This is a genomic window from Pseudomonas sp. IPO3747 (assembly GCF_013385245.1).
GTDB lineage: Bacteria > Pseudomonadota > Gammaproteobacteria > Pseudomonadales > Pseudomonadaceae > Aquipseudomonas > Aquipseudomonas edaphica.
Map to the genome: position 1 here is coordinate 60,109 of NZ_JACAQL010000011.1, position 19,489 is coordinate 79,597.

Sequence of the window (19,489 nt, forward strand, 5' to 3'; positions counted from 1 at the left end):
ATGCCAGCAAAAGTAGTGGTAATAGGCAGCTTGAACATGGACCTGGTCACCCGCGCCAGTCGCTTGCCGCGCGCCGGTGAAACCCTGATCGGCCAGACGTTTTCCACCGTGCCGGGCGGCAAGGGCGCCAATCAGGCGGTGGCCTCTGCGCGCCTTGGCGCTGAGGTGGCGATGATCGGCTGTGTGGGCACGGATGCCTACGGCGCGCAATTGCGTGATGCGCTGCTGGTGGAGGGCATCGATTGCCAGGCCGTCAGCACGGTGGATGGCTCCAGCGGCGTGGCGTTGATTGTGGTGGATGACAGCAGCCAGAACGCGATTGTGATCGTGGCTGGCAGCAACGGTGAGCTCACGCCCGCGTCGTTGCAGGCGGCTGACGCGGTACTGCAGGCAGCAGATGTCATTGTCTGCCAGTTGGAAGTGCCGATGGACACGGTTGGCCAGGCGCTCAAGCGCGGTCGTGAATTGGGTAAGACCGTGATCCTCAATCCGGCACCGGCCAGTGGCCCGCTGCCAGAGGAATGGTATGCCTCGATCGATTATTTGATCCCCAACGAAAGCGAGGCCAGCGCCTTGAGTGGTGTGACGGTCGATTCACTCGACGGCGCCAAGGCTGCCGCAACGCTGCTGCTCAAGGCGGGTGCCGGCAAGGTCATTATTACCCTTGGCAGTCAGGGCGCGTTGTTTGCCGATGGCAAAGGTTTCGAGCACTTGCAGGCGCCCAAGGTCAAGGCGGTGGACACCACAGCTGCCGGTGACACCTTTGTTGGTGGTTTTGCCGCGGCGCTGGCCAATGGCAAAAGTGAAGCCGAAGCTATCCGGTTTGGCCAGGTGGCTGCCGCGCTGTCGGTCACGCGGGCGGGTGCGCAACCCTCTATTCCTACGCTGCAGGACGTACAAGGTTTTATGCCCTCATGAAAAAGACACCATTGCTCAATATTGCGCTGTCGCGCGTGATCGCATCCCTCGGCCACGGTGACATCCTGGTGATCGGTGATGCCGGCCTGCCAGTGCCGCCAGGCGTCGAGTTGATTGACCTGGCGCTCACCCAGGGCATTCCGGATTTCATCAGCACCCTGCGCATTGTGCTCAGCGAGATGCAGGTAGAAAGCCATGTGTTGGCCGAAGAAATCCTGCTCAAGCAGCCACCTGCGCTGACGCCACTTAATGTGTTGACCGAACAGGCCGCCTTGGGCGAGCGCCGTTTGGTCAGCCATGAAGAATTCAAGCAGCTCAGCCGCAAGGCCCGCGCCGTGGTGCGCACGGGCGAGTGCCAGCCGTATTGCAATATCGCGCTGGTGTCCGGCGTTACCTTCTAGAGTTTCCCTACGACAAGGAGTGTTTCATGCAACGTGGTCTCCCAACCCTGAAGAATCTATTTCGGAGTGTCCTGCTTTTGTCCGCACTCACCGCAGCCAGCGCCCACGCGGCGGAAAAAATCGACCTGATCATCGACACCGACCCAGGCGCCGATGACGTCGTGGCGTTGCTGTTTGCCATGGCGTCCCCGCAGGAGCTGAGCATTCGTGCGCTGACCACCGTCGCCGGTAACGTGCGCCTCGACAAGACCTCCCGCAACGCGCGCCTGGCCCGCGAGTGGGCAGGGCGCGAAGACATCCCGGTGTACGCCGGCGCGCCAAAACCCATGCTGCGCACGCCGATCTATGCGGAGAATATCCATGGCAAGGAAGGTATTTCCGGGGTCGCCGTGTATGAGCCGAAAAAAGGCCTGGCCGAAGGCAATGCCGTTGACTACCTGATCAAGACCCTCAGCACCGCCAAGCCTCACAGCATCACCATCGCCATGCTCGGCCCGCAGACCAACCTGGCACTGGCGTTGACCCAGGCGCCGGAGATCACCCAAGGCATCAAGGAAGTGGTGGTGATGGGCGGGGCGCATTTTAATGGCGGCAATATCACCCCGGTGGCTGAGTTCAATCTGTTCGCGGACCCTGTCGCCGCTGAAATTGTGCTCAAAAGTGGCGTCAAGCTGACTTACCTGCCGCTGGACGTGACCCACAAGGTGCTGACCAGTGACGCGCGCCTGAAACAGATTGCCGACATCAAGAACAATGCGAGCAAGGTGGTGGGCGATATTCTCAATGAATACGTCAAGGGCGACATGGAGCACTACGGCATCCCGGGTGGCCCGGTGCATGACGCTACCGTGATTGCCTACCTGCTCAAGCCTTCCCTGTTCAGCGGCCGTGAAGTCAACGTGGTGATCGACAGCCGCGAAGGCCCGACCTTCGGCCAGACCGTCGTCGACTGGTACGACGGCCTCAAGCAGCCGAAGAACGCATTCTGGGTTGAGAACGGCGACGCCCAGGGCTTCTTCGATCTGTTGACCGAGCGCCTGGCCCGTCTGAAGTAAGGTGTTTGCCGGTCGGCGCTCGCCGGCCGGGTCTTATTCGCGCTCGGGGTTATGAGCGCCCATGTGGTCGGCCGGGTATTTCTCGAATACCTGGCCGATGAACGCCTGTGCGGCCTGAGTGCCGAGCTCCTTGACCAGCAGGTCGATTCCGATGATGGCCAACTCCTCCGGGCTTCCGGGGCTGTAGGAGCTTTGTCCTTGAGGCCACTTGGCTTTGATGTCGGCTTGGAGGGTTACGGTACTCATGGTCGGGGCTCACGGGGCGGGAAGGCTGGGCAATGCGCTGGAACGCGGTTCTAACCGGGGCAGTTAACCATTTTTGCGTAGGGTTTGGCAGTGCTACTTAGGCATGAGACGTTTCGGGATGAGGCCGATGCTGTGCGACACTGTTACCCCATTCAATTGCCGGGGACACCAGGTGCAGATCGATTTGAACAACCCCGAGAACCTCACGCTGGAAGCCGTGCGCCAGTTGCTCGCGAGTGCCAGTGACGACGAGCACACCCAGTTGCGGGTGACCAAGGGCGGTATCGCGTTTATTTCTTCCGGGAAGGCCGTAGGCGGAGTCGACATCGACGGCCTGCTGTTTCGCCTCGAGACCTGGGCCAAAGGCTCGGGTTATGTCGGTAACGTCGCGGCCAGCGATGAAGTCTGGGTCCGGCAGATTTTCAACGCGCTCCAGCAGAACTGGCCGAAGCCGCCGTTTGACTACATCGATATCTACTGAATTCGTTCATATCTGGTGACGATTGATCCGGCGAATGCTCGCCTTGAGTCAGGCAGACTTGCTCTTAGGCGATTTACGTCTTGAAACCAAACCGCCAGATCGCTGTCGCACGATCTCTGTCCATTTTTTCATAGGAGGCTTCATGCCTTGGAAGCTCGCATCATTCGGTACTTTGTTGGCAGCACTCGCGTTGGCGGGTTGCAGCACCCCGGGTGCCCCTGAGCCGGGCAAAGATGCCGCCGTTGCCGATGCAGGTCACACTCGCTGCGAGTCGAAGGCTGCCGAATTCGCCATCGGCCAGAAAGCCTCGCCTCAATTGCTGGAGCAGGCGCGTACCCGTGCCGGCGCGCAGAACGCACGGATCCTCAAGCCTAACGACATGATCACCCTGGAATACCGCTCCGACCGTCTGAACCTGAACACCGACGACAACCTGGTGATCACGCGGGTCAACTGCGGCTGATCGCCTCCTGGCTTTTGCAGCGCCCATAAAAAACCCCGTCACATGGACGGGGTTTTTTTAGCTCAGCGGAGAATTACTCGCCGCGAACCTGTGCAGCTTGCATACCCTTTTGGCCTTTCTCAGCCACGAAGGAAACGGTTTGGCCTTCTTTCAGGCTTTTGAAACCGTCGCTTTCGATAGCTTTGAAGTGTACGAACAGGTCGTCACCGCCACCTTGAGGAGTGATGAAGCCGAAGCCTTTTTCATCGTTGAACCATTTAACGGTGCCGGTTTGGCGATTAGACATGGTGTATCTCCAAGAAACATATATTTTCAGTAGTGCTGTGCTGCTCAGGCCAACTGGGCACACCGGGGTATCATAGTCGAAATGTTCGGCTTGTAAGCCCCCCCAAGGCATTGTTTGCTAATCAATAGCGTTGCGTTTAGTGCCTTGGTTGGCTGAAAGCCCCGATCTACGGGGCTTTGCAGCGAAATACCAGCTGTTAAAAAAAGCCGTAAAAGCTGCGTAATTTGTGCGAAATGGCAGTTTTCAGGCTGTTTTTTCAGTCAAATGGCCGTCTGATCAGTGGTCGTTGTTATTTTTTCTTCACGACTTTGCAGGACGAAATAGCCGCGACAGCTTTGTTTTTGAGCTCGGGGCTGGAGTTCGGGTTAGTCATGAGCTCTTTGATTTCAGCGGTGCTCAATTCGGCATTGATCTTGTCCGCGCCACATTCGCAATGGCTTTTGGCGGTTTTGGCGTCCACGTTTTGTTGGGCTGCCGAGCTGCAATCTTTGATGAAGCTGTCACGGGCACCTTCAGGCCAGTTCGAAGGGGCGGCGGCGTGCGCGCCAACAGACAAGAAAGCCAGGGAAGCGGCGAGAGCGAGGGTCGAGGTAAAGCGCATCATGAAGTGCTCCTTTGATTCGTGGGCAAACAGCGATTCTCAGCGGGTTTGAGGGCTTTCGTACAGCTCAAGTTCACTTTTACAGGCATCAAACACGGGATTTTATGTTTCATCAGGCGCGGCAGGCGCGATGACCGTTCATCTGTGCTAGCATCCTGTGCTTGGCTATTTCCAGGCGCGCCCATTGCCGCCTTGCCATGTTTTTTGAGTTCACTCCAGTCACTCTGGTTCGATTATCGGTTGGCCGAAAGGCTCCTGCCGCTGTAAGGCAGGCGTTCATCATTGAACGGCCTGGTGTTGGATCTTGTACTGGCTCATCCCAACCCACGTGACCTTTGGTAGGGGTCACCACTAGGAGAGGAGGCGCCATGCCAACTATTACTCTTCCCGACGGCAGTCAACGTTCATTCGATCATTCGGTTTCCGTAGCCGAGGTCGCCGCATCCATTGGTGCAGGTCTTGCCAAGGCCACCGTGGCCGGCAAGGTCGACGGCAAGCTGGTTGACGCCAGCGACCTGATCACTGGTGATGTCAGCCTGCAAATCATCACGCCCAAGGATCAAGAGGGGCTGGAGATCATTCGCCACTCTTGCGCGCACCTGATTGGCCATGCGGTCAAGCAGCTGTACCCAACGGCAAAAATGGTGATCGGCCCGGTCATTGACGAAGGCTTTTACTACGATATCGCCTATGAGCGTCCTTTCACTCCGGACGACCTGGCCGCTATCGAAGCGCGCATGCACGCGCTGATCGAAAAAGATTACGACGTAATCAAGAAGGTCACGCCGCGCGCCGAAGTGATCGACGTGTTCACCGCCCGTGGCGAAGACTACAAGCTGCGTCTGGTGGAAGACATGCCGGACGAACAGGCCATGGGCCTGTATTACCACGAAGAATATGTCGACATGTGCCGTGGTCCGCACGTGCCGAACACACGCTTCCTCAAGTCGTTCAAGCTGACCAAGCTGTCCGGTGCCTACTGGCGCGGTGATGCGAAGAACGAACAATTGCAGCGGATCTACGGCACGGCCTGGGCTGACAAGAAGCAACTGGCGGCCTACATCCAGCGCATCGAAGAAGCTGAAAAGCGCGACCACCGCAAAATCGGCAAGCGCCTGAACCTGTTTCACCTCCAGGAAGAAGCGCCGGGCATGGTGTTCTGGCACCCGAACGGCTGGACCCTGTACCAGGTGCTCGAGCAGTACATGCGCAAGGTTCAGCGTGACAACGGCTACCTGGAGATCAAGACGCCTCAGGTTGTTGACCGCAGCCTGTGGGAGAAATCCGGGCACTGGGCCAACTACGCCGACAACATGTTCACTACGCAGTCGGAAAACCGCGACTACGCCATCAAGCCAATGAACTGCCCATGCCACGTGCAGGTGTTCAACCAGGGCCTGAAGAGCTACCGCGAGTTGCCGATGCGCCTGGCCGAGTTTGGTGCCTGCCACCGTAACGAACCGTCGGGTGCGCTGCACGGCATCATGCGTGTGCGTGGCTTCACCCAGGACGACGCTCACATCTTCTGCACCGAAGAGCAGATGCAGGCTGAATCCGCCGCGTTCATCAAGCTGACCATGGATGTTTATCGCGATTTCGGTTTCACCGAAGTCGAAATGAAACTGTCCACTCGTCCGGAAAAACGTGTTGGTTCCGACGAACTGTGGGATCGCGCTGAATCTGCACTGGCCGCTGCGCTAGATAGCGCGGGCCTTGCGTACGATCTGCAGCCGGGTGAGGGCGCCTTCTACGGTCCGAAGATCGAGTTCTCGCTGAAAGATTGCCTTGGTCGCGTCTGGCAGTGTGGTACCCTGCAGCTCGATTTTAACCTGCCGATCCGTTTGGGAGCCGAATACGTCTCCGAAGATAACAGCCGCAAGCACCCGGTTATGCTGCACCGGGCGATCCTCGGCTCGTTCGAACGGTTCGTCGGTATCCTGATCGAGCACTACGAGGGTGCATTCCCTGCGTGGCTGGCTCCGACCCAGGCAGTGATCATGAATATCACTGATAAACAGGCCGATTTTGCCGCTGAAGTTGAAAAAACTCTCAACGAAAGCGGATTTCGTGCCAAGTCCGACTTGAGAAATGAAAAGATCGGCTTTAAAATCCGCGAGCATACTTTGCTCAAGGTTCCCTATCTTTTGGTTATCGGAGATCGGGAAGTCGAGATGCAGACTGTCGCTGTGCGTACTCGTGAAGGTGCTGACCTGGGCTCGATGCCCGTCGCCCAGTTCGCTGAGTTCCTCGCGCAAGCGGTTTCCCGGCGTGGTCGCCCAGATTCGGAGTAATTATTATTAAGCGTGAAATGAGACAAGATAAACGAGCTGCACCGAAAGCCCCGATCAACGAGAATATCTCGGCACGCGAGGTTCGGTTAATTGGCGCTGACGGCGAGCAGATTGGCATCGTCTCGATTGATGAAGCGCTTCGTATTGCTGAAGAGTCCAAATTGGACCTGGTGGAAATCTCCGCCGATGCAATCCCACCTGTTTGTCGGGTGATGGACTACGGCAAATCGATCTTCGAGAAGAAGAAACAGGTTGCCGCAGCGAAGAAGAACCAGAAGCAGATTCAAGTAAAAGAAATCAAGTTTCGTCCAGGGACGGAGGAAGGGGATTACCAGGTAAAACTGCGCAACCTGGTACGTTTCCTGAGTGATGGGGACAGGGCCAAGGTATCCTTGCGATTCCGCGGCCGTGAGATGGCCCACCAGGAGCTGGGGATGGAACTCCTCAAGCGGGTTGAAGCTGACTTGCTCGAGTACGGTTCGGTCGAACAGCATCCTAAGATGGAAGGACGCCAGCTTATTATGGTCATCGCCCCGAAAAAGAAGAAGTAATCAACAGGGCACGGCAGGCCTTCTGATTATGTTTATCAACTGAATGCGGAGTACCGAACATGCCAAAGATGAAAACTAAAAGTGGTGCTGCTAAGCGGTTTCTGAAAACTGCTAACGGTATCAAGCACAAGCACGCTTTCAAGAGCCACATTCTGACCAAAATGTCGACCAAGCGTAAGCGTCAACTGCGCGGTAGCAGCTTGCTGCATCCGTCTGACGTGGCAAAAGTCGAGCGCATGCTGCGCCTTCGTTAATTTTAGTCAAGAATAGAGGAATAACTCATGGCTCGTGTAAAGCGTGGCGTCATTGCCCGTAAGCGTCACAAAAAAATTCTGAAACTTGCTAAAGGCTACTACGGCGCGCGTTCACGCGTATTCCGTGTTGCCAAGCAAGCGGTAATCAAGGCAGGCCAATACGCCTACCGCGACCGTCGTCAGAAAAAACGTCAGTTCCGCGCTCTGTGGATCGCTCGTATCAATGCTGGTGCACGTGTTAACGGTCTGTCCTACAGCCGTTTCATCGCTGGCCTGAAAAAAGCGTCCATCGAAATCGACCGTAAGGTTCTGGCTGAACTGGCCGTGAACGAAAAAGCGGTGTTTGCTGCGATTGTCGAGAAAGCTAAAGCCACCTTGGCTTAAGTACCCCCGACAGTCACCTTGGGCTGCTCCTGTAGCCCAAGGTGGTAAACGTCATAAATAGGGGAAGAGCCTTCAAGCTCTTCCCCTATTTTGTATCTGGAGTCTGTACATGGAAAACCTGGATGCGCTCGTTGCCCAAGCTCTTGAGGCTGTGCATAGCGCTGAAGATGTAAATGCCCTGGAGCAAATCCGGGTTCACTACCTTGGCAAAAAAGGTGAATTGACTCAGGTGATGAAGACCCTGGGGAATTTGCCGGCTGAAGAGCGTCCGCAAGTCGGCGCGCTGATCAACGTCGCCAAGGAGCGTGTCACCGAGGTGCTCAATGCGCGCAAGGCGTCGCTCGAGGAGGCCGATCTTGCGGCCAAGCTCGCCGCCGAGTCCATTGACGTCACCTTGCCTGGTCGTGGCCAGGCCTCGGGCGGTCTGCATCCGATCACCCGGACTCTGGAACGTATCGAGCAGTTCTTCACCCATATCGGTTACGGCATTGCCGAAGGCCCCGAGGTCGAAGACGACTATCACAACTTCGAGGCGCTCAACATCCCAGGCCATCACCCGGCCCGGTCGATGCACGACACCTTCTATTTCAACGCGAACATGCTGTTGCGCACCCATACCTCGCCGGTACAGGTCCGCACCATGGAAGCGAACAAGCCGCCGATCCGCATCGTCTGCCCAGGCCGTGTGTACCGCAGCGACTCTGATATCACCCACTCGCCGATGTTCCACCAGGTCGAAGGCCTGCTGGTCGATCGCGACATCAATTTCGCCGACCTCAAAGGCACCATCGAAGAGTTCCTGCGGGTGTTCTTCGAGAAAGAGCTGGCGGTGCGTTTCCGTCCATCGTTCTTCCCGTTCACCGAGCCATCCGCTGAAGTCGACATGGAATGCGTGATGTGCAGCGGCAAAGGCTGCCGCGTCTGCAAGCAGACCGGCTGGCTGGAAGTGATGGGCTGCGGCATGGTTCACCCTAACGTGCTGCGCATGTCCGGGATCGACCCGGAAGAGTTCTCGGGCTTTGCCTTCGGCATGGGCGTTGAGCGCCTGGCCATGCTGCGTTACGGCGTGAACGACTTGCGTCTGTTCTTCGACAACGACTTGCGGTTCCTCGCGCAATTTCGCTAGTCGTAACGAATCTTTAGGAGAGCAGGATGAAATTCAGTGAACAATGGCTGCGTGGCTGGGTAAGCCCGCAGGTAGATCGCGACGAGCTGGTTGCTCGTCTGTCGATGGCCGGCCTTGAGGTCGATAGCGTAACGCCGGCCGCCGGTGTTTTCACCGGCGTGGTGGTGGGCGAGGTGCTGAGCACCGAGCAGCACCCCGATGCCGACAAGCTGCGTGTGTGCCAGGTCAGCAATGGCGTGGAAACCTTTCAGGTCGTGTGCGGAGCGCCAAACGTGCGCCCGGGCCTGAAGATTCCGTTTGCCATGATCGGCGCCGAACTGCCGGGCGACTTCAAGATCAAGAAAGCCAAGCTGCGTGGCGTTGAGTCCAACGGCATGCTGTGTTCCCAGGCCGAGCTGCAAGTCGGCGAGGGCAACGATGGCCTGATGGAACTGCCGGCCGATGCGCCAGTGGGTCAGGACATTCGCGTTTACCTGGAACTGGAAGACGCCAGCATCGAGGTCGACCTGACCCCGAACCGGGGTGACTGCCTGTCCCTCGCCGGTCTGGCCCGTGAAGTGGGCGCGCTGTACAACGCCCCGGTCACCCGCCCGGTGGTGGCCGCAGTCGCTGCAGTCCACGACGAAGTGCGCCCTGTCGACGTACTGGCGCCAAACGCCTGCCCACGTTACCTGGGTCGTGTGATCCGCAACGTCGACCTGTCCAAGCCAACCCCGCTGTGGATGGTTGAGCGCCTGCGTCGCGCCGACGTGCGCAGCATCGATGCCGCCGTGGACATCACCAACTACGTGATGCTGGAGCTGGGCCAACCGCTGCACGCCTTCGATCTTGCCGAAATCAATGGCGGCATCCGTGTGCGCATGGCCGAAGAAGGCGAGAAGCTGGTATTGCTCGACGGCCAGGAAGTCAGCCTGCGCGCCGACACCCTGGTCATTGCCGACCATTCCCGCGCCCTGGCGATTGCCGGCGTGATGGGTGGCGAGCACAGCGGCGTGTCCGAAACCACCCGCGATATTTTCCTTGAGAGCGCATTCTTCGACCAGATCGCCATCGCTGGCAAGGCCCGTTCCTACGGCCTGCACACCGATGCGTCGCACCGCTACGAGCGTGGCGTGGACTGGAAACTGGCCCGTGAAGCCATGGAGCGCGCCACTGGCCTGCTGCTGGAAATCACTGGCGGCGAAGCCGGCCCGATCACTGAAACCGTCAACGAGCAGTTCCTGCCGTCGATTGCACCGATCACCCTGCGCGCCAAAAGCGTCGAGCAAATGCTTGGCCTGGTGATTGAACCTGCGCAGATCGAGCAACTGCTGTCCGCACTCGGCCTGGGTATTTCCGCCGGTGGGGAAGGGCAGTGGCACGTTGAAGTGCCAAGCCACCGTTTCGATATCAGCCTGGAAGTTGACCTGATCGAAGAACTGGCCCGCCTGTACGGCTACAACCGCCTGCCGGTTCGTTACCCGCAAGCGCGTCTGGCACCGCAACCCAAGGCCGAGGCGCGTGCGCACCTGCCAGAGTTGCGTCGCCTGCTGGTTGCCCGTGGCTACCAGGAAGCGGTGACTTATAGCTTCATCGATCCAAAGCAGTTTGAGCTGTTCAACCCAGGTGTTGAGCCGTTGCTGTTGGCCAACCCGATCTCCAATGACATGGCCGCCATGCGCTCGTCGCTGTGGCCGGGTCTGGTTAAGGCACTGTCCCACAACTTGAACCGTCAGCAGGACCGCGTGCGCATGTTCGAAAGCGGCCTGCGTTTTGTCGGTCAACTCGACGGCCTCAAGCAAGAGCCGATGCTGGCGGGTGTTGTCTGCGGTAGCCGCCTGCCAGAAGGCTGGGCACAGGGCCGCGATGGCGTGGACTTCTTCGACGTTAAAGCCGATGTGGAAGCGGTGCTGGGCTTTGCCGGTGCACTGGATGATTTCACGTTTGTGCCTGGTAGCCACCCGGCATTGCACCCGGGCCAGACTGCACGTATCGAGCGCGAAGGGCGTTTGGTGGGTTTTGTCGGTGCTATCCACCCTGAGCTGTCGAAAACATTGGGCCTGGACCGTCCGGTCTTTGTTTTTGAGCTGGTCCTGGCTGAAGTGGCGTCGGGCAAGATGCCTAAATTCAGCGAGTTGTCGCGCTTCCCTGAAGTGCGTCGTGACCTCGCGCTGATCGCCGACCGTGAAGTGGCCGCCACTGCCGTTCTGGACGTAATCCGTGAAAATGCAGGGGAATGGCTGACAGACCTCAGGCTATTTGACGTCTATCAGGGTAAAGGCATTGATCCGCATAGAAAAAGCCTTGCAGTTGGCTTGACCTGGCAGCATCCATCGCGCACTCTTAATGACGATGAGGTGAATACCACGACACAAAATATCCTCACCTCGCTCGAACAAAGGTTGAACGCCACGTTAAGGAAGTGACGTATGGGGGCTTTGACGAAAGCTGAGATGGCGGAACGTCTGTACGAAGAGTTGGGTCTGAACAAACGCGAAGCCAAGGAATTGGTCGAGCTGTTCTTTGAAGAAATTCGGCACGCTCTGGAAGACAACGAACAGGTCAAATTGTCCGGTTTCGGCAATTTTGACCTGCGGGACAAACGCCAGCGGCCTGGCCGCAATCCAAAAACGGGAGAAGAAATCCCGATCACGGCTCGCCGTGTGGTCACCTTTCGTCCAGGGCAGAAGTTGAAGGCCCGAGTTGAGGCTTATGCTGGAACCAAGTCATAACGACGAACTACCCGTCATCCCAGGCAAACGCTACTTCACCATCGGTGAAGTCAGCGAGCTCTGTGCGGTCAAACCGCACGTGCTGCGCTATTGGGAGCAGGAGTTTCCTCAACTCAACCCCGTCAAACGCACCGGGAACCGTCGGTATTATCAGCGCCAGGACGTGCTGATGATCCGACAGATCCGTGCGTTGCTGTACGACCAGGGGTTCACCATCAGCGGCGCGCGCCAGCGTATGTCCGGTGATGAAGCTAAAGACGACACCACCCAATACAAACAACTGATCCGCCAGATGATCTCCGAACTCGAAGATGTGCTGGTGGTGTTGAAGAAGTGATACAAGCTTTTAAAATACTTCCACATTTCAAAAGCTTGCGGTATATTCCGGATCGCTTCGTTACGAAGCAAACCCAGTAACACGCCTAGTCGGGGCGTAGCGCAGTCCGGTAGCGCACTAGCATGGGGTGCTAGGGGTCGAGTGTTCGAATCACTCCGTCCCGACCATATTTTTCAATGACTTAGCCCAATCTGAAAAGGTTGGGCTTTTTCATGTGCGCGTTTTTTGGGGAACGCCCCAATTTTTCACCCTTGTACCGTCTGCCATACCCAAGCGCATCCCTAAGCAGGCAGTACTCTTATACGGTTTTTCGGCGCTTTAGAATGAAAGTATCCGAGATGAAAGGTTGCATAAAGCACCCAGCGTCTTGGAGAAACTCATGAGTTGTGAACAGCAAACCCCTACCACCCATGCTCGTGGCATTGATGTATCGCGCTGGCAAGGCGAGATCGACTGGCGCCGCGTCGCGTCAGCCGGTGTCACCCATGCCATTGTGAAGATGACCGAAGGGGGCACCTACACTGACCCTCGGTTTGCAACAAACTTTGCCGGGATGCTGGCCCACGGTTTGACTGCGGGGGTTTACCACTACTTTCGTGCACTGAGCAGTACCCCCGGCGAACAACTGGCCAATATTCGGCAGCGGCTCTGCGAGGCCAACTTCGAGGTCGGGAAGCACATCCTGGCCATTGATGTAGAAACCTCGCGCAACGAAACGGCGAGCCCGGATCAGATGGCCGATGCCTTGTACGAACTGGTAATGCTGCTCAGCACGCAGGTGCTCGATGGCGCCCATCCCTACATCTACACGTCACCCAGCATCTGGGCTGACCGTGTGGCGTGGCGCAAGTACGATTTCAGCCGGTGCCCGTTGTGGATCGCCCACTGGGATGCCAAGCAGCCGACGGTGCCCGAAACCTGGCGTAGCCACGGCAAGCGCTGGCACTGGTGGCAGCACAGCAGCAAAGGCCAGGTCGATGGCATTCAAGGTGCCGTGGATTTGGATTGGATCAAGCGCTGAAGGCTTCAGCCAGCCGAACGCCCGCGCTGGCTGAGGTACTCCACAAACGGCCCGATATCCGTACTGCACAGCAAATGCGCCACATCACGCACCTCCGCCTCCGGCCAGTCCCACCAGCCGGATTGCTCAAGGATCAGCCGAGTCGGTTCATCAAAACGCCAGCGGATATGTTTGGCCGGGTTGCCGCCGACGATGGCGTAAGGCGCCACATCCTTGGTCACAATCGCGCCCGCAGCCACGACTGCGCCATTGCCGATGGTCACGCCCGACAGAATTTTCGCGTGGGAGCTGATCCAGCAATCATTGCCAATGATCACGTCGCCTTTGCTGCCACCAAAGTCGGTAATGTGCGCGAGGCTTTTCATCTTGGCGGGGAAGGGGTAGCAACTGAGCCAGTCGGTGCGATGATGGCCGCCCAAATACACTTCCACATTGCCGGCAATCGAGGTGTAGGCGCCGACACGCAGGGTCGTGCCTTCATGCCAGTCGTGCACCTTCAAGTCGCCGTAGGTGCCTATGCCAAAGCTGTAGTTTGGATAGCGGTTGCGCAGTTTTTGCGTAGAGCGCTCCAGCGGGGAGAGCGCGCGTATTGCCTTGCGCGCTTTTTTTTCGCGCCATTTACGCAATAACTTCATGCGGTGAGCCTTTATGCAGAGATTGAAATCAGGCGACATCGTGAGCAATGGTTGCCCTCTATGCAAGACGAAGGCTTTATCTGCTGAAAAAAATCGCCAACCCCTGTCCCTTTTTTGCGCCTCGCCTGTCATTCCAGGCAAGTGAACAAAATCGAGAGCTTCTCCCCATGCCCGCAGTCCGACCCATGCGCTTGCGCCCGTTGCTGAACCTGAGCCTGATGCTGAGCCTCAGTGCCAGCCCGTTATTCGTCCCGCTCAGCTATGCCGAAGACAGCACCGCCCGCCGCAGTTACCAGGTGCCGGCCGGTAGCCTGAGCGCCGCATTGACCCGCTTCGCCGGGCTCGCCGGGGTCAACCTGTCGGTGGACCCGGCGCTGGTCAGCGGTCGCAGCAGCGCCGGCTTGTCGGGTGAATACGGCGTGGAGGAGGGCTTTGCGCAGTTGCTGACGGGCTCGGGCCTGCAGTTGCAACCGATGGGCACGCAGGCCTACAGGCTGATGCCGGTGCCGGAAAGCGGCAGCCTGCAACTGGCACCCACGTCCATCGTCGGTACCACTGGGTTGGCCGATGGCGATACCTATGCCGGTGGCCAGGTGGCGCGGCGTGGCTCGCAAGGCCTGCTCGGCTCACGGGACTTTATGGAAACCCCGTTCAGCATGACCACCTATACCGCCGAGGCGGTGAAGAACCAGCAGGCGCGTACCCTCGGCGATCTGGTCGCCAGCGACCCTTCGGTGCGCGCCACCAACCCGGCGGGCGGGCGCTACGAGCAGTTCACCATTCGCGGGTTCAGCCTGTTCAACAGTGATGTGGCTTACAACGGCCTCTATGGCGTACTGCCGACGTACACCATCGACATGGAAATGGCCGAGCGCGTCGACATCCTCAAAGGCCCGAGCCAGTTGATCAACGGCATCTCGCCGCGCGGCAGCGTGGGCGGCGGGATCAACGTGGTGCCCAAGCGCGCTACCGACAAGGACATTACCTCGCTGACCGGCACCTGGGCGTCCGGCAGCCAGGCCGGTGGCGCGGTGGACGTGGGGCGGCGCTTTGGTGAGGACAACAAGTTCGGCATCCGTTTCAATGGCGTGAAGCAGTCCGGCGATACCGAATGGGATCACCAGAGCGTCGACCGTGAAATGGCGGTGCTGGGCCTGGATTTTCGCGGTGAGCGCCTGCGCCTTTCCACGGATATCGGCCACACCGAGCGCGACACCGATGCGCCGCAAGAACGTGTACAAGTCGGCGCCAATGCCCGGGTGCCGAGTGCCAATGACGTACGGCATAACTACGCACAGCCCTGGAGCAAAGCCCGTACCGATGACACCTTCGGCACGGTTAACGGCGAGTTCGACCTCAGTGACAGCGTGATGCTGTATGGCGGCGTCGGCGCGCGTAAAAGCAACCACGACTTCTTGCGTCACGCGGTGTCCGTCACCAACAACGCCGGGGATTTCAGCGTATTGCCACGGGATTTCACCCGCGATGAAAACGTGCGCACCGCCACCGCCGGGGTGCGCAGTTGGTTGCATACCGGGCCGGTCAGCCATGAGATCAACCTGGCGGCCAGCTACTTCTATATGGACTTTGAAAACGGCGGCGCCCGTTACGCGGCGGCGCCGAGCAACCTGTACAACCCGGTAGAAACCCCAACCCCTTCACGGCCAACACGCCTGGATTCCAAGGTCTACACCGAGAACCGCTTCAGTGGCGTGGCGCTGTCCGATACCCTGGGCTTTTTCGACGAGCGTTTATTGCTGACCCTCGGCGCGCGCTGGCAGCGGGTCAAGGTCGACGACTGGACCGACAACGTCAAAGGCGCTACGGCCTACGATGAGGAAAAAGTCTCGCCCTCCGGCGGCATCCTGTTTAAAGCCACCGACAAACTGTCGCTGTACGCCAACTACATGGAAGGCTTGAGCCAAGGCAAAATCGCGCCGTCGACCTCGATCAACGAAGATGAAATTTTCCCGCCGTTTGTCAGCCGTCAGGTTGAAGTGGGTGCCAAATACGACGCCGGCGCGTTTGCCGTGACGGCGGCGGTGTTCCGTATCAAGCAACCGGCCTACGAAACCAACGCCACTACGCGGGTGTTCGGGCCCAATGGCAAACGCCAGAACGACGGCGTGGAACTGAGCGTGTTCGGCGAGCCGCTCAAGGGCGTGCGCTTGCTGGGCGGCGTGATGTACATCGACAGCGAACTGACCCACACCACCAACGGTACTTTCGACGGCAACCGCGCCCCGGCCACGCCCAAGTACAACGTCAACCTGGGCGCCGAATGGGATGTGCCGACGGTGGAAGGCCTGACCCTGACCAGCCGGGGTATCTATTCCAGCTCGCAGTACCTGGACCAGTCCAACGTCAAGGAGATCGACGCGTGGACACGCCTTGACGTCGGTGCGCGCTATGCCTTCAAGGTCGACGATAAGCACATCACCTTGCGGGCGAATGTCGAGAACGTCGCTGATAAACGCTATTGGAGCTCGGCCGGTGCTTCGGATGACAGTGAGCCGGGCCTGACCCTGTCCACGCCGCGTACCTATTTGCTGTCGGCCACCGTCGACTTCTAAACGCAACGATCATGAGGGGAGGGCCAATGTGGGAGCTGGCTTGCCTGCGATACAGGCACCTCGGTCTGTCAGTAAGACCCGGTCGATGCTATCGCAGGCAAGCCAGCTCCCACACAAGCCAGCTCCCACACAGCCCTGACCACATAAGCCAGCCCACACCACGGACGTGCCGCGTTAATAAGAATGTTTTTTGATTGCATCGCCTCAATATGGAATAGTACCCGCCGTTTTCCCCGGCCCGTCCAGCCGGGGTGTTTTAACGCCGAGGTCTTTGTCATGCGAATGTTGCGCTCCATCCCGACCCTTGCCGCCTGCCTCCTGGCGTTGTCTTCCAGCGTGTTGAACGCCGCGCCTATCGACCTTAATGATGGCCAGCACGCGGTGCACCTGCCGGATGCGCCCAAGCGCGTGGTGGTGCTGGAGTTCTCATTTCTCGACAGTCTCGCCGCCGTCGACGTTACGCCGGTCGGCGCTGCGGACGATGGCGATGCCAACCGCGTCTTGCCGCGTGTGCGCCAGGCCATCGGCCAATGGAAGTCCGTGGGCTTGCGTTCGCAACCGAGCATCGAAGAAATCGCCCGGCTCAAGCCGGACTTGATCGTCGCCGACCTCAATCGTCATCAGGCGTTGTACAGCGACTTGGCGAGCATCGCGCCGACCTTGTTGCTGCCATCACGTGGAGAAGATTACGAAGGCAGCCTTAAATCCGCCGAACTGATCGGCACGGCCCTGGGCAAAAGCGCGCAGATGCACGCGCGCATCGCCCAGAACCGTGAACACTTGCAGGCCATTGCCAAGCAGATTCCGGCGGGTGCCAGCGTGTTGTTCGGGGTTGCCCGTGAAGACAGCTTTTCCGTACACGGGCCTGACTCCTACGCCGGCAGCGTGCTGCAAGCCATCGGCCTGAAAGTGCCTTTGGTACGTGCCAAGGCTGCGCCGACTGAATTTGTCAGCCTGGAACAATTGCTCGCGCTTGACCCTGGCTGGTTGCTGGTTGGTCACTATCGTCGCCCAAGTATCGTCGACACCTGGAGCAAGCAGCCGTTGTGGCAAGTGCTCGGCGCGGTGCGTAATCATCAGGTGGCCGAGGTCGATGGCGACAGTTGGGCGCGTAACCGAGGTGTATTGGCGTCGGAGCAAATCGCTGAAGACACCCTGGCGATACTCAAGGGCGGCAAAGCCGTATTGAGCCAATAACCGTGCAGCGCAGTTTCGCGGCGGCAGGCATTGTGCTGCTGGGTGCCGTGTTGTTCTGGTACTCGCTGTACAGCTGGTCGCCGTTCACTATCACCGCGACGGATGCCTGGAACGGCCTGATTCACCAGGGCAGCGTGGGCGGCAATATGGCCTATATCGTGGCGCAGCTGCGCGTGCCCCGAGCGTTGTGCGCGGCGTTGGTCGGTGCCTGCCTGGGCCTGGCCGGTGCATTGATGCAAGGCATCACCCGCAACCGCCTGGCATCGCCGTCGTTGTTCGGCGTGACGGCTGGCGCGGCATTGGGATTGGCCTTGTTTTCCACCGGTTTGGTCGCGCCGCCCTTTGCCGGTGGCGCCCTGTTGATGACCTGCCTGGGCGGCGCGCTGGCCTGGGTCACGGTGTTCAGCCTCGGCGGCGCGTGGTCGCCGAACACCGCGCAAGGTCGGCTGGTGTTGGCCGGTGTGGCGGTTGCTGCGTTGTGCGCGGCCTTGACCCGGCTCACGGTGATTCTGGTCGAGGCCCAGGCCCAAAGCGTGCTGAACTGGCTGGCCGGGTCGCTGGCCAATGTGGGTGCGGCCCAGGTGCAACTGCTCTGGCCATGCACGCTGATCGGCGGCGTGTGGGCGCTGTGGTGTGCGCCGCGGCTGAACCTGATCAACCTCGGCGAAGACGCCGCGCGCTCGTTGGGCGTCGGTATCGCCAGCCTGCGCTTGCAGGTGTTTGTCGCCAGCTTGCTGTTGGTGGGCGCCAGCGTGTGCGCGGTCGGCCCCATTGGCTTTGTCGGGCTGATCGCGCCGAATATCATTCGCCAGTTTCTCGGTAACGACTACCGCTGGCTGATCCCGCTCAGCGCGGCGTTGGGCGCGGTGATCGTGCTGGGCGCCGACTTGCTCAGTCGCGCGGTGGCCTTTCCAGTGGAAACCCCGGCGGGCGTGGTCACTGCGTTGATCGGCGCACCGTTCTTCCTGTTTCTTGCCAGGCGCACCCTATGATTCGGCCACGCTTACGTTTATGGCTGCTGCTGGGCTTGCTGCTGGTGGCGTTGCTGGCGAGCCTCAGCGCCGGTACGGTGTGGCTCAAACCTGCCACCGTGCTGGAGCGCCTGCTGGCCCACGACGCCCTCGATTTTGAAGTGTGGAACCACCGCCTGCCACGCAGCCTGATCGCCATTCTGGCTGGCTGCGCCTTCGGCCTGGCCGGCGCGATTGTGCAGGGCGTGATCCGCAACCCGCTGGCCTCGCCGGAAATTCTCGGCGTGACCCAAGGTGCCGGGCTGGCGCTGACCGTGGCGATCATCAGCTGGCCACACCTGCCGATTGCCTGGCTGCCACTGGTGGCCTGCCTGGGCGGCGCCGGTGGGGCCTTGCTGCTGGCGCTGTACAACACCGGCGTGAGTTTTTCCGGGGTGCGTTTTGCGCTGTCGGGGGTGGCGATTGCGGTGACCTTGTCCAGCGTCACCGAGTTTTTGATCCTGTCCCATCCGTTGGATATCAACACCGCGTTGCTCGCGCTGACGGGCAGTTTGTGGAGCCGTAATTGGCACCATGTGGCGCTGGTGTTGCCGTTTCTGCTGTTGATCCCGTTGGGCCTGTGCCTGGCTAAACCCCTGAACCTCATCGCGCTTGGCGATGAGGCCGCCCACAGCCTGGGCACTGCGCTTGGCCGTACCCGCTGGTGGGCGATGGCCTGCGCGGTGGTGCTCACCAGCCTGGGTGTCGGCGTGATCGGGCCGATTGGTTTTATCGGCCTGGTCGCACCGCACATGGCGCGGCGTCTGGTGGGTGGGCATCACCAGTACCTGCTGCCGGCTGCGATGCTGATTGGCGCGTTATTGCTGGTGCTGGCCGACACGCTTGGACGCACGTTGATCGCGCCCAGCGAAATCCCGGCGGGCGTGCTTACGGCGGTGATTGGTGCGCCGTATTTTCTTTGGTTGCTGGCACGGTTCAAGGGTTGAT

The 19,489-nt window shown here is 59.4% G+C and carries 22 protein-coding genes and 1 tRNA gene; 19 read left to right on the forward strand and 4 right to left on the reverse strand.

Annotated features, from left to right (window positions below):
• The 3 genes from rbsK to HX790_RS17900 are packed head-to-tail and all read left to right on the forward strand — an operon-like array spanning position 1 to position 2,374.
• Positions 1-918, forward strand: coding sequence for a ribokinase (gene rbsK / locus HX790_RS17890; RefSeq protein ID WP_138453586.1), 918 nt, complete (start codon positions 1-3; stop codon positions 916-918).
• Entirely contained in the window at positions 915-1,319 is a 405-nt protein-coding gene (gene rbsD, locus HX790_RS17895) for a D-ribose pyranase (RefSeq protein WP_017138772.1), read from the forward strand. The genes rbsK and rbsD overlap by 4 nt, the downstream gene beginning before the upstream one ends.
• Before the next feature lie 26 nt (positions 1,320-1,345).
• Positions 1,346-2,374: a nucleoside hydrolase gene (locus tag HX790_RS17900; RefSeq protein WP_169988573.1), complete on the forward strand. Its 1,029-nt coding sequence runs from the start codon at positions 1,346-1,348 to the stop codon at positions 2,372-2,374.
• A gap of 33 nt (positions 2,375-2,407) precedes the next feature.
• Here the strand turns inward: HX790_RS17900 and HX790_RS17905 are convergent, their stop codons facing one another.
• A complete protein-coding gene (locus HX790_RS17905; protein WP_017138774.1) occupies positions 2,408-2,620 on the reverse strand; it encodes a hypothetical protein in 213 nt (70 codons plus the stop codon).
• A gap of 172 nt (positions 2,621-2,792) precedes the next feature.
• Between HX790_RS17905 and HX790_RS17910 the strand changes: the two genes are divergently transcribed.
• Complete coding sequence (locus HX790_RS17910; RefSeq protein WP_026013818.1) at positions 2,793-3,101, forward strand: hypothetical protein; 309 nt, start codon at positions 2,793-2,795, stop codon at positions 3,099-3,101.
• Positions 3,102-3,243: 142 nt separating this feature from the next.
• Positions 3,244-3,564 (forward strand): I78 family peptidase inhibitor, encoded by a 321-nt coding sequence (locus HX790_RS17915; RefSeq protein WP_017138776.1) that lies wholly within the window; start codon positions 3,244-3,246, stop codon positions 3,562-3,564.
• Between the two features lie 73 nt (positions 3,565-3,637).
• Here HX790_RS17915 and HX790_RS17920 read toward each other — a convergent pair whose 3' ends face one another.
• On the reverse strand, positions 3,638-3,850 hold the full coding sequence (locus HX790_RS17920; protein ID WP_003234260.1) for a cold-shock protein: 213 nt from the start codon (positions 3,848-3,850) through the stop codon (positions 3,638-3,640).
• Positions 3,851-4,139: 289 nt separating this feature from the next.
• Positions 4,140-4,454: a hypothetical protein gene (locus HX790_RS17925; protein WP_017138777.1), complete on the reverse strand. Its 315-nt coding sequence runs from the start codon at positions 4,452-4,454 to the stop codon at positions 4,140-4,142.
• A 365-nt stretch (positions 4,455-4,819) separates the two neighbouring features.
• Between HX790_RS17925 and thrS the strand changes: the two genes are divergently transcribed.
• The 10 genes from thrS (at position 4,820) to HX790_RS17975 (ending at position 13,126) form a co-directional block, all read left to right on the forward strand.
• Positions 4,820-6,742: a threonine--tRNA ligase gene (gene thrS / locus HX790_RS17930; RefSeq protein ID WP_176991856.1), complete on the forward strand. Its 1,923-nt coding sequence runs from the start codon at positions 4,820-4,822 to the stop codon at positions 6,740-6,742.
• Positions 6,742-7,293 (forward strand): translation initiation factor IF-3, encoded by a 552-nt coding sequence (gene infC, locus HX790_RS17935; RefSeq protein ID WP_015884933.1) that lies wholly within the window; start codon positions 6,742-6,744, stop codon positions 7,291-7,293. Before thrS ends, infC begins: the two co-directional genes overlap by 1 nt.
• Positions 7,294-7,352: 59 nt before the next feature.
• Positions 7,353-7,547 carry a 50S ribosomal protein L35 gene (gene rpmI / locus HX790_RS17940; RefSeq protein ID WP_002553160.1) on the forward strand — a complete coding sequence of 65 codons (195 nt, stop codon included), beginning with the start codon at positions 7,353-7,355 and terminating at the stop codon, positions 7,545-7,547.
• A gap of 27 nt (positions 7,548-7,574) precedes the next feature.
• Entirely contained in the window at positions 7,575-7,931 is a 357-nt protein-coding gene (rplT, locus tag HX790_RS17945) for a 50S ribosomal protein L20 (RefSeq protein ID WP_003174975.1), read from the forward strand.
• Between the two features lie 109 nt (positions 7,932-8,040).
• Complete coding sequence (gene pheS / locus HX790_RS17950) at positions 8,041-9,057, forward strand: phenylalanine--tRNA ligase subunit alpha (protein ID WP_034117607.1); 1,017 nt, start codon at positions 8,041-8,043, stop codon at positions 9,055-9,057.
• Positions 9,058-9,083: 26 nt separating this feature from the next.
• The gene (gene pheT / locus HX790_RS17955) at positions 9,084-11,462 is read left to right on the forward strand and encodes a phenylalanine--tRNA ligase subunit beta (RefSeq protein WP_176991857.1); all 2,379 of its coding nucleotides are present in this window, start codon (positions 9,084-9,086) and stop codon (positions 11,460-11,462) included.
• A 3-nt stretch (positions 11,463-11,465) separates the two neighbouring features.
• Positions 11,466-11,768 (forward strand): integration host factor subunit alpha, encoded by a 303-nt coding sequence (gene ihfA, locus HX790_RS17960; RefSeq protein ID WP_002553164.1) that lies wholly within the window; start codon positions 11,466-11,468, stop codon positions 11,766-11,768.
• Positions 11,749-12,105 (forward strand): MerR family transcriptional regulator, encoded by a 357-nt coding sequence (locus HX790_RS17965; protein WP_003174972.1) that lies wholly within the window; start codon positions 11,749-11,751, stop codon positions 12,103-12,105. Before ihfA ends, HX790_RS17965 begins: the two co-directional genes overlap by 20 nt.
• A 90-nt stretch (positions 12,106-12,195) precedes the next feature.
• Positions 12,196-12,272 (forward strand) — tRNA-Pro (locus HX790_RS17970).
• Between the two features lie 212 nt (positions 12,273-12,484).
• Positions 12,485-13,126 (forward strand): glycoside hydrolase family 25 protein, encoded by a 642-nt coding sequence (locus tag HX790_RS17975; RefSeq protein ID WP_099549938.1) that lies wholly within the window; start codon positions 12,485-12,487, stop codon positions 13,124-13,126.
• A gap of 5 nt (positions 13,127-13,131) precedes the next feature.
• Here HX790_RS17975 and HX790_RS17980 read toward each other — a convergent pair whose 3' ends face one another.
• Positions 13,132-13,761 (reverse strand): CatB-related O-acetyltransferase, encoded by a 630-nt coding sequence (locus tag HX790_RS17980; RefSeq protein ID WP_099549939.1) that lies wholly within the window; start codon positions 13,759-13,761, stop codon positions 13,132-13,134.
• Positions 13,762-13,928: 167 nt separating this feature from the next.
• Between HX790_RS17980 and HX790_RS17985 the strand changes: the two genes are divergently transcribed.
• The 4 genes from HX790_RS17985 to HX790_RS18000 all read left to right on the forward strand — a co-directional run bounded on the left by HX790_RS17985 (position 13,929) and on the right by HX790_RS18000 (position 19,488).
• The gene (locus tag HX790_RS17985) at positions 13,929-16,334 is read left to right on the forward strand and encodes a TonB-dependent receptor (RefSeq protein ID WP_176991858.1); all 2,406 of its coding nucleotides are present in this window, start codon (positions 13,929-13,931) and stop codon (positions 16,332-16,334) included.
• Between the two features lie 282 nt (positions 16,335-16,616).
• Positions 16,617-17,531, forward strand: a complete 915-nt coding sequence (locus HX790_RS17990; RefSeq protein ID WP_370589443.1) for a Fe(3+) dicitrate ABC transporter substrate-binding protein FecB — start codon at positions 16,617-16,619, stop codon at positions 17,529-17,531.
• Positions 17,532-17,533: 2 nt separating this feature from the next.
• Positions 17,534-18,523 carry an iron-dicitrate ABC transporter permease FecC gene (fecC, locus tag HX790_RS17995; RefSeq protein ID WP_169988569.1) on the forward strand — a complete coding sequence of 330 codons (990 nt, stop codon included), beginning with the start codon at positions 17,534-17,536 and terminating at the stop codon, positions 18,521-18,523.
• Positions 18,520-19,488, forward strand: a complete 969-nt coding sequence (locus tag HX790_RS18000; RefSeq protein WP_138450896.1) for an iron chelate uptake ABC transporter family permease subunit — start codon at positions 18,520-18,522, stop codon at positions 19,486-19,488. The genes fecC and HX790_RS18000 overlap by 4 nt, the downstream gene beginning before the upstream one ends.
• Position 19,489: the final 1 nt, after the last annotated feature.

Bases quoted from the DNA above. Each gene is read 5' to 3' on its own strand.
- HX790_RS17965 (WP_003174972.1), top strand. From the start codon at position 11,749: ATGCTGGAACCAAGTCATAACGACGAACTACCCGTCATCCCAGGCAAA.
- HX790_RS17915 (WP_017138776.1), top strand. From the start codon at position 3,244: ATGCCTTGGAAGCTCGCATCATTCGGTACTTTGTTGGCAGCACTCGCG.
- HX790_RS17990 (WP_370589443.1), top strand. From the start codon at position 16,617: ATGTTGCGCTCCATCCCGACCCTTGCCGCCTGCCTCCTGGCGTTGTCT.
- HX790_RS17900 (WP_169988573.1), top strand. From the start codon at position 1,346: ATGCAACGTGGTCTCCCAACCCTGAAGAATCTATTTCGGAGTGTCCTG.
- rbsK (WP_138453586.1), top strand. From the start codon at position 1: ATGCCAGCAAAAGTAGTGGTAATAGGCAGCTTGAACATGGACCTGGTC.
- HX790_RS18000 (WP_138450896.1), top strand. From the start codon at position 18,520: ATGATTCGGCCACGCTTACGTTTATGGCTGCTGCTGGGCTTGCTGCTG.
- ihfA (WP_002553164.1), top strand. From the start codon at position 11,466: ATGGGGGCTTTGACGAAAGCTGAGATGGCGGAACGTCTGTACGAAGAG.
- rplT (WP_003174975.1), top strand. From the start codon at position 7,575: ATGGCTCGTGTAAAGCGTGGCGTCATTGCCCGTAAGCGTCACAAAAAA.
- pheS (WP_034117607.1), top strand. From the start codon at position 8,041: ATGGAAAACCTGGATGCGCTCGTTGCCCAAGCTCTTGAGGCTGTGCAT.
- HX790_RS17985 (WP_176991858.1), top strand. From the start codon at position 13,929: ATGCCCGCAGTCCGACCCATGCGCTTGCGCCCGTTGCTGAACCTGAGC.
- pheT (WP_176991857.1), top strand. From the start codon at position 9,084: ATGAAATTCAGTGAACAATGGCTGCGTGGCTGGGTAAGCCCGCAGGTA.
- rbsD (WP_017138772.1), top strand. From the start codon at position 915: ATGAAAAAGACACCATTGCTCAATATTGCGCTGTCGCGCGTGATCGCA.
- HX790_RS17920 (WP_003234260.1), bottom strand. From the start codon at position 3,850: ATGTCTAATCGCCAAACCGGCACCGTTAAATGGTTCAACGATGAAAAA.
- HX790_RS17980 (WP_099549939.1), bottom strand. From the start codon at position 13,761: ATGAAGTTATTGCGTAAATGGCGCGAAAAAAAAGCGCGCAAGGCAATA.
- HX790_RS17905 (WP_017138774.1), bottom strand. From the start codon at position 2,620: ATGAGTACCGTAACCCTCCAAGCCGACATCAAAGCCAAGTGGCCTCAA.
- rpmI (WP_002553160.1), top strand. From the start codon at position 7,353: ATGCCAAAGATGAAAACTAAAAGTGGTGCTGCTAAGCGGTTTCTGAAA.
- thrS (WP_176991856.1), top strand. From the start codon at position 4,820: ATGCCAACTATTACTCTTCCCGACGGCAGTCAACGTTCATTCGATCAT.
- HX790_RS17975 (WP_099549938.1), top strand. From the start codon at position 12,485: ATGAGTTGTGAACAGCAAACCCCTACCACCCATGCTCGTGGCATTGAT.
- HX790_RS17925 (WP_017138777.1), bottom strand. From the start codon at position 4,454: ATGATGCGCTTTACCTCGACCCTCGCTCTCGCCGCTTCCCTGGCTTTC.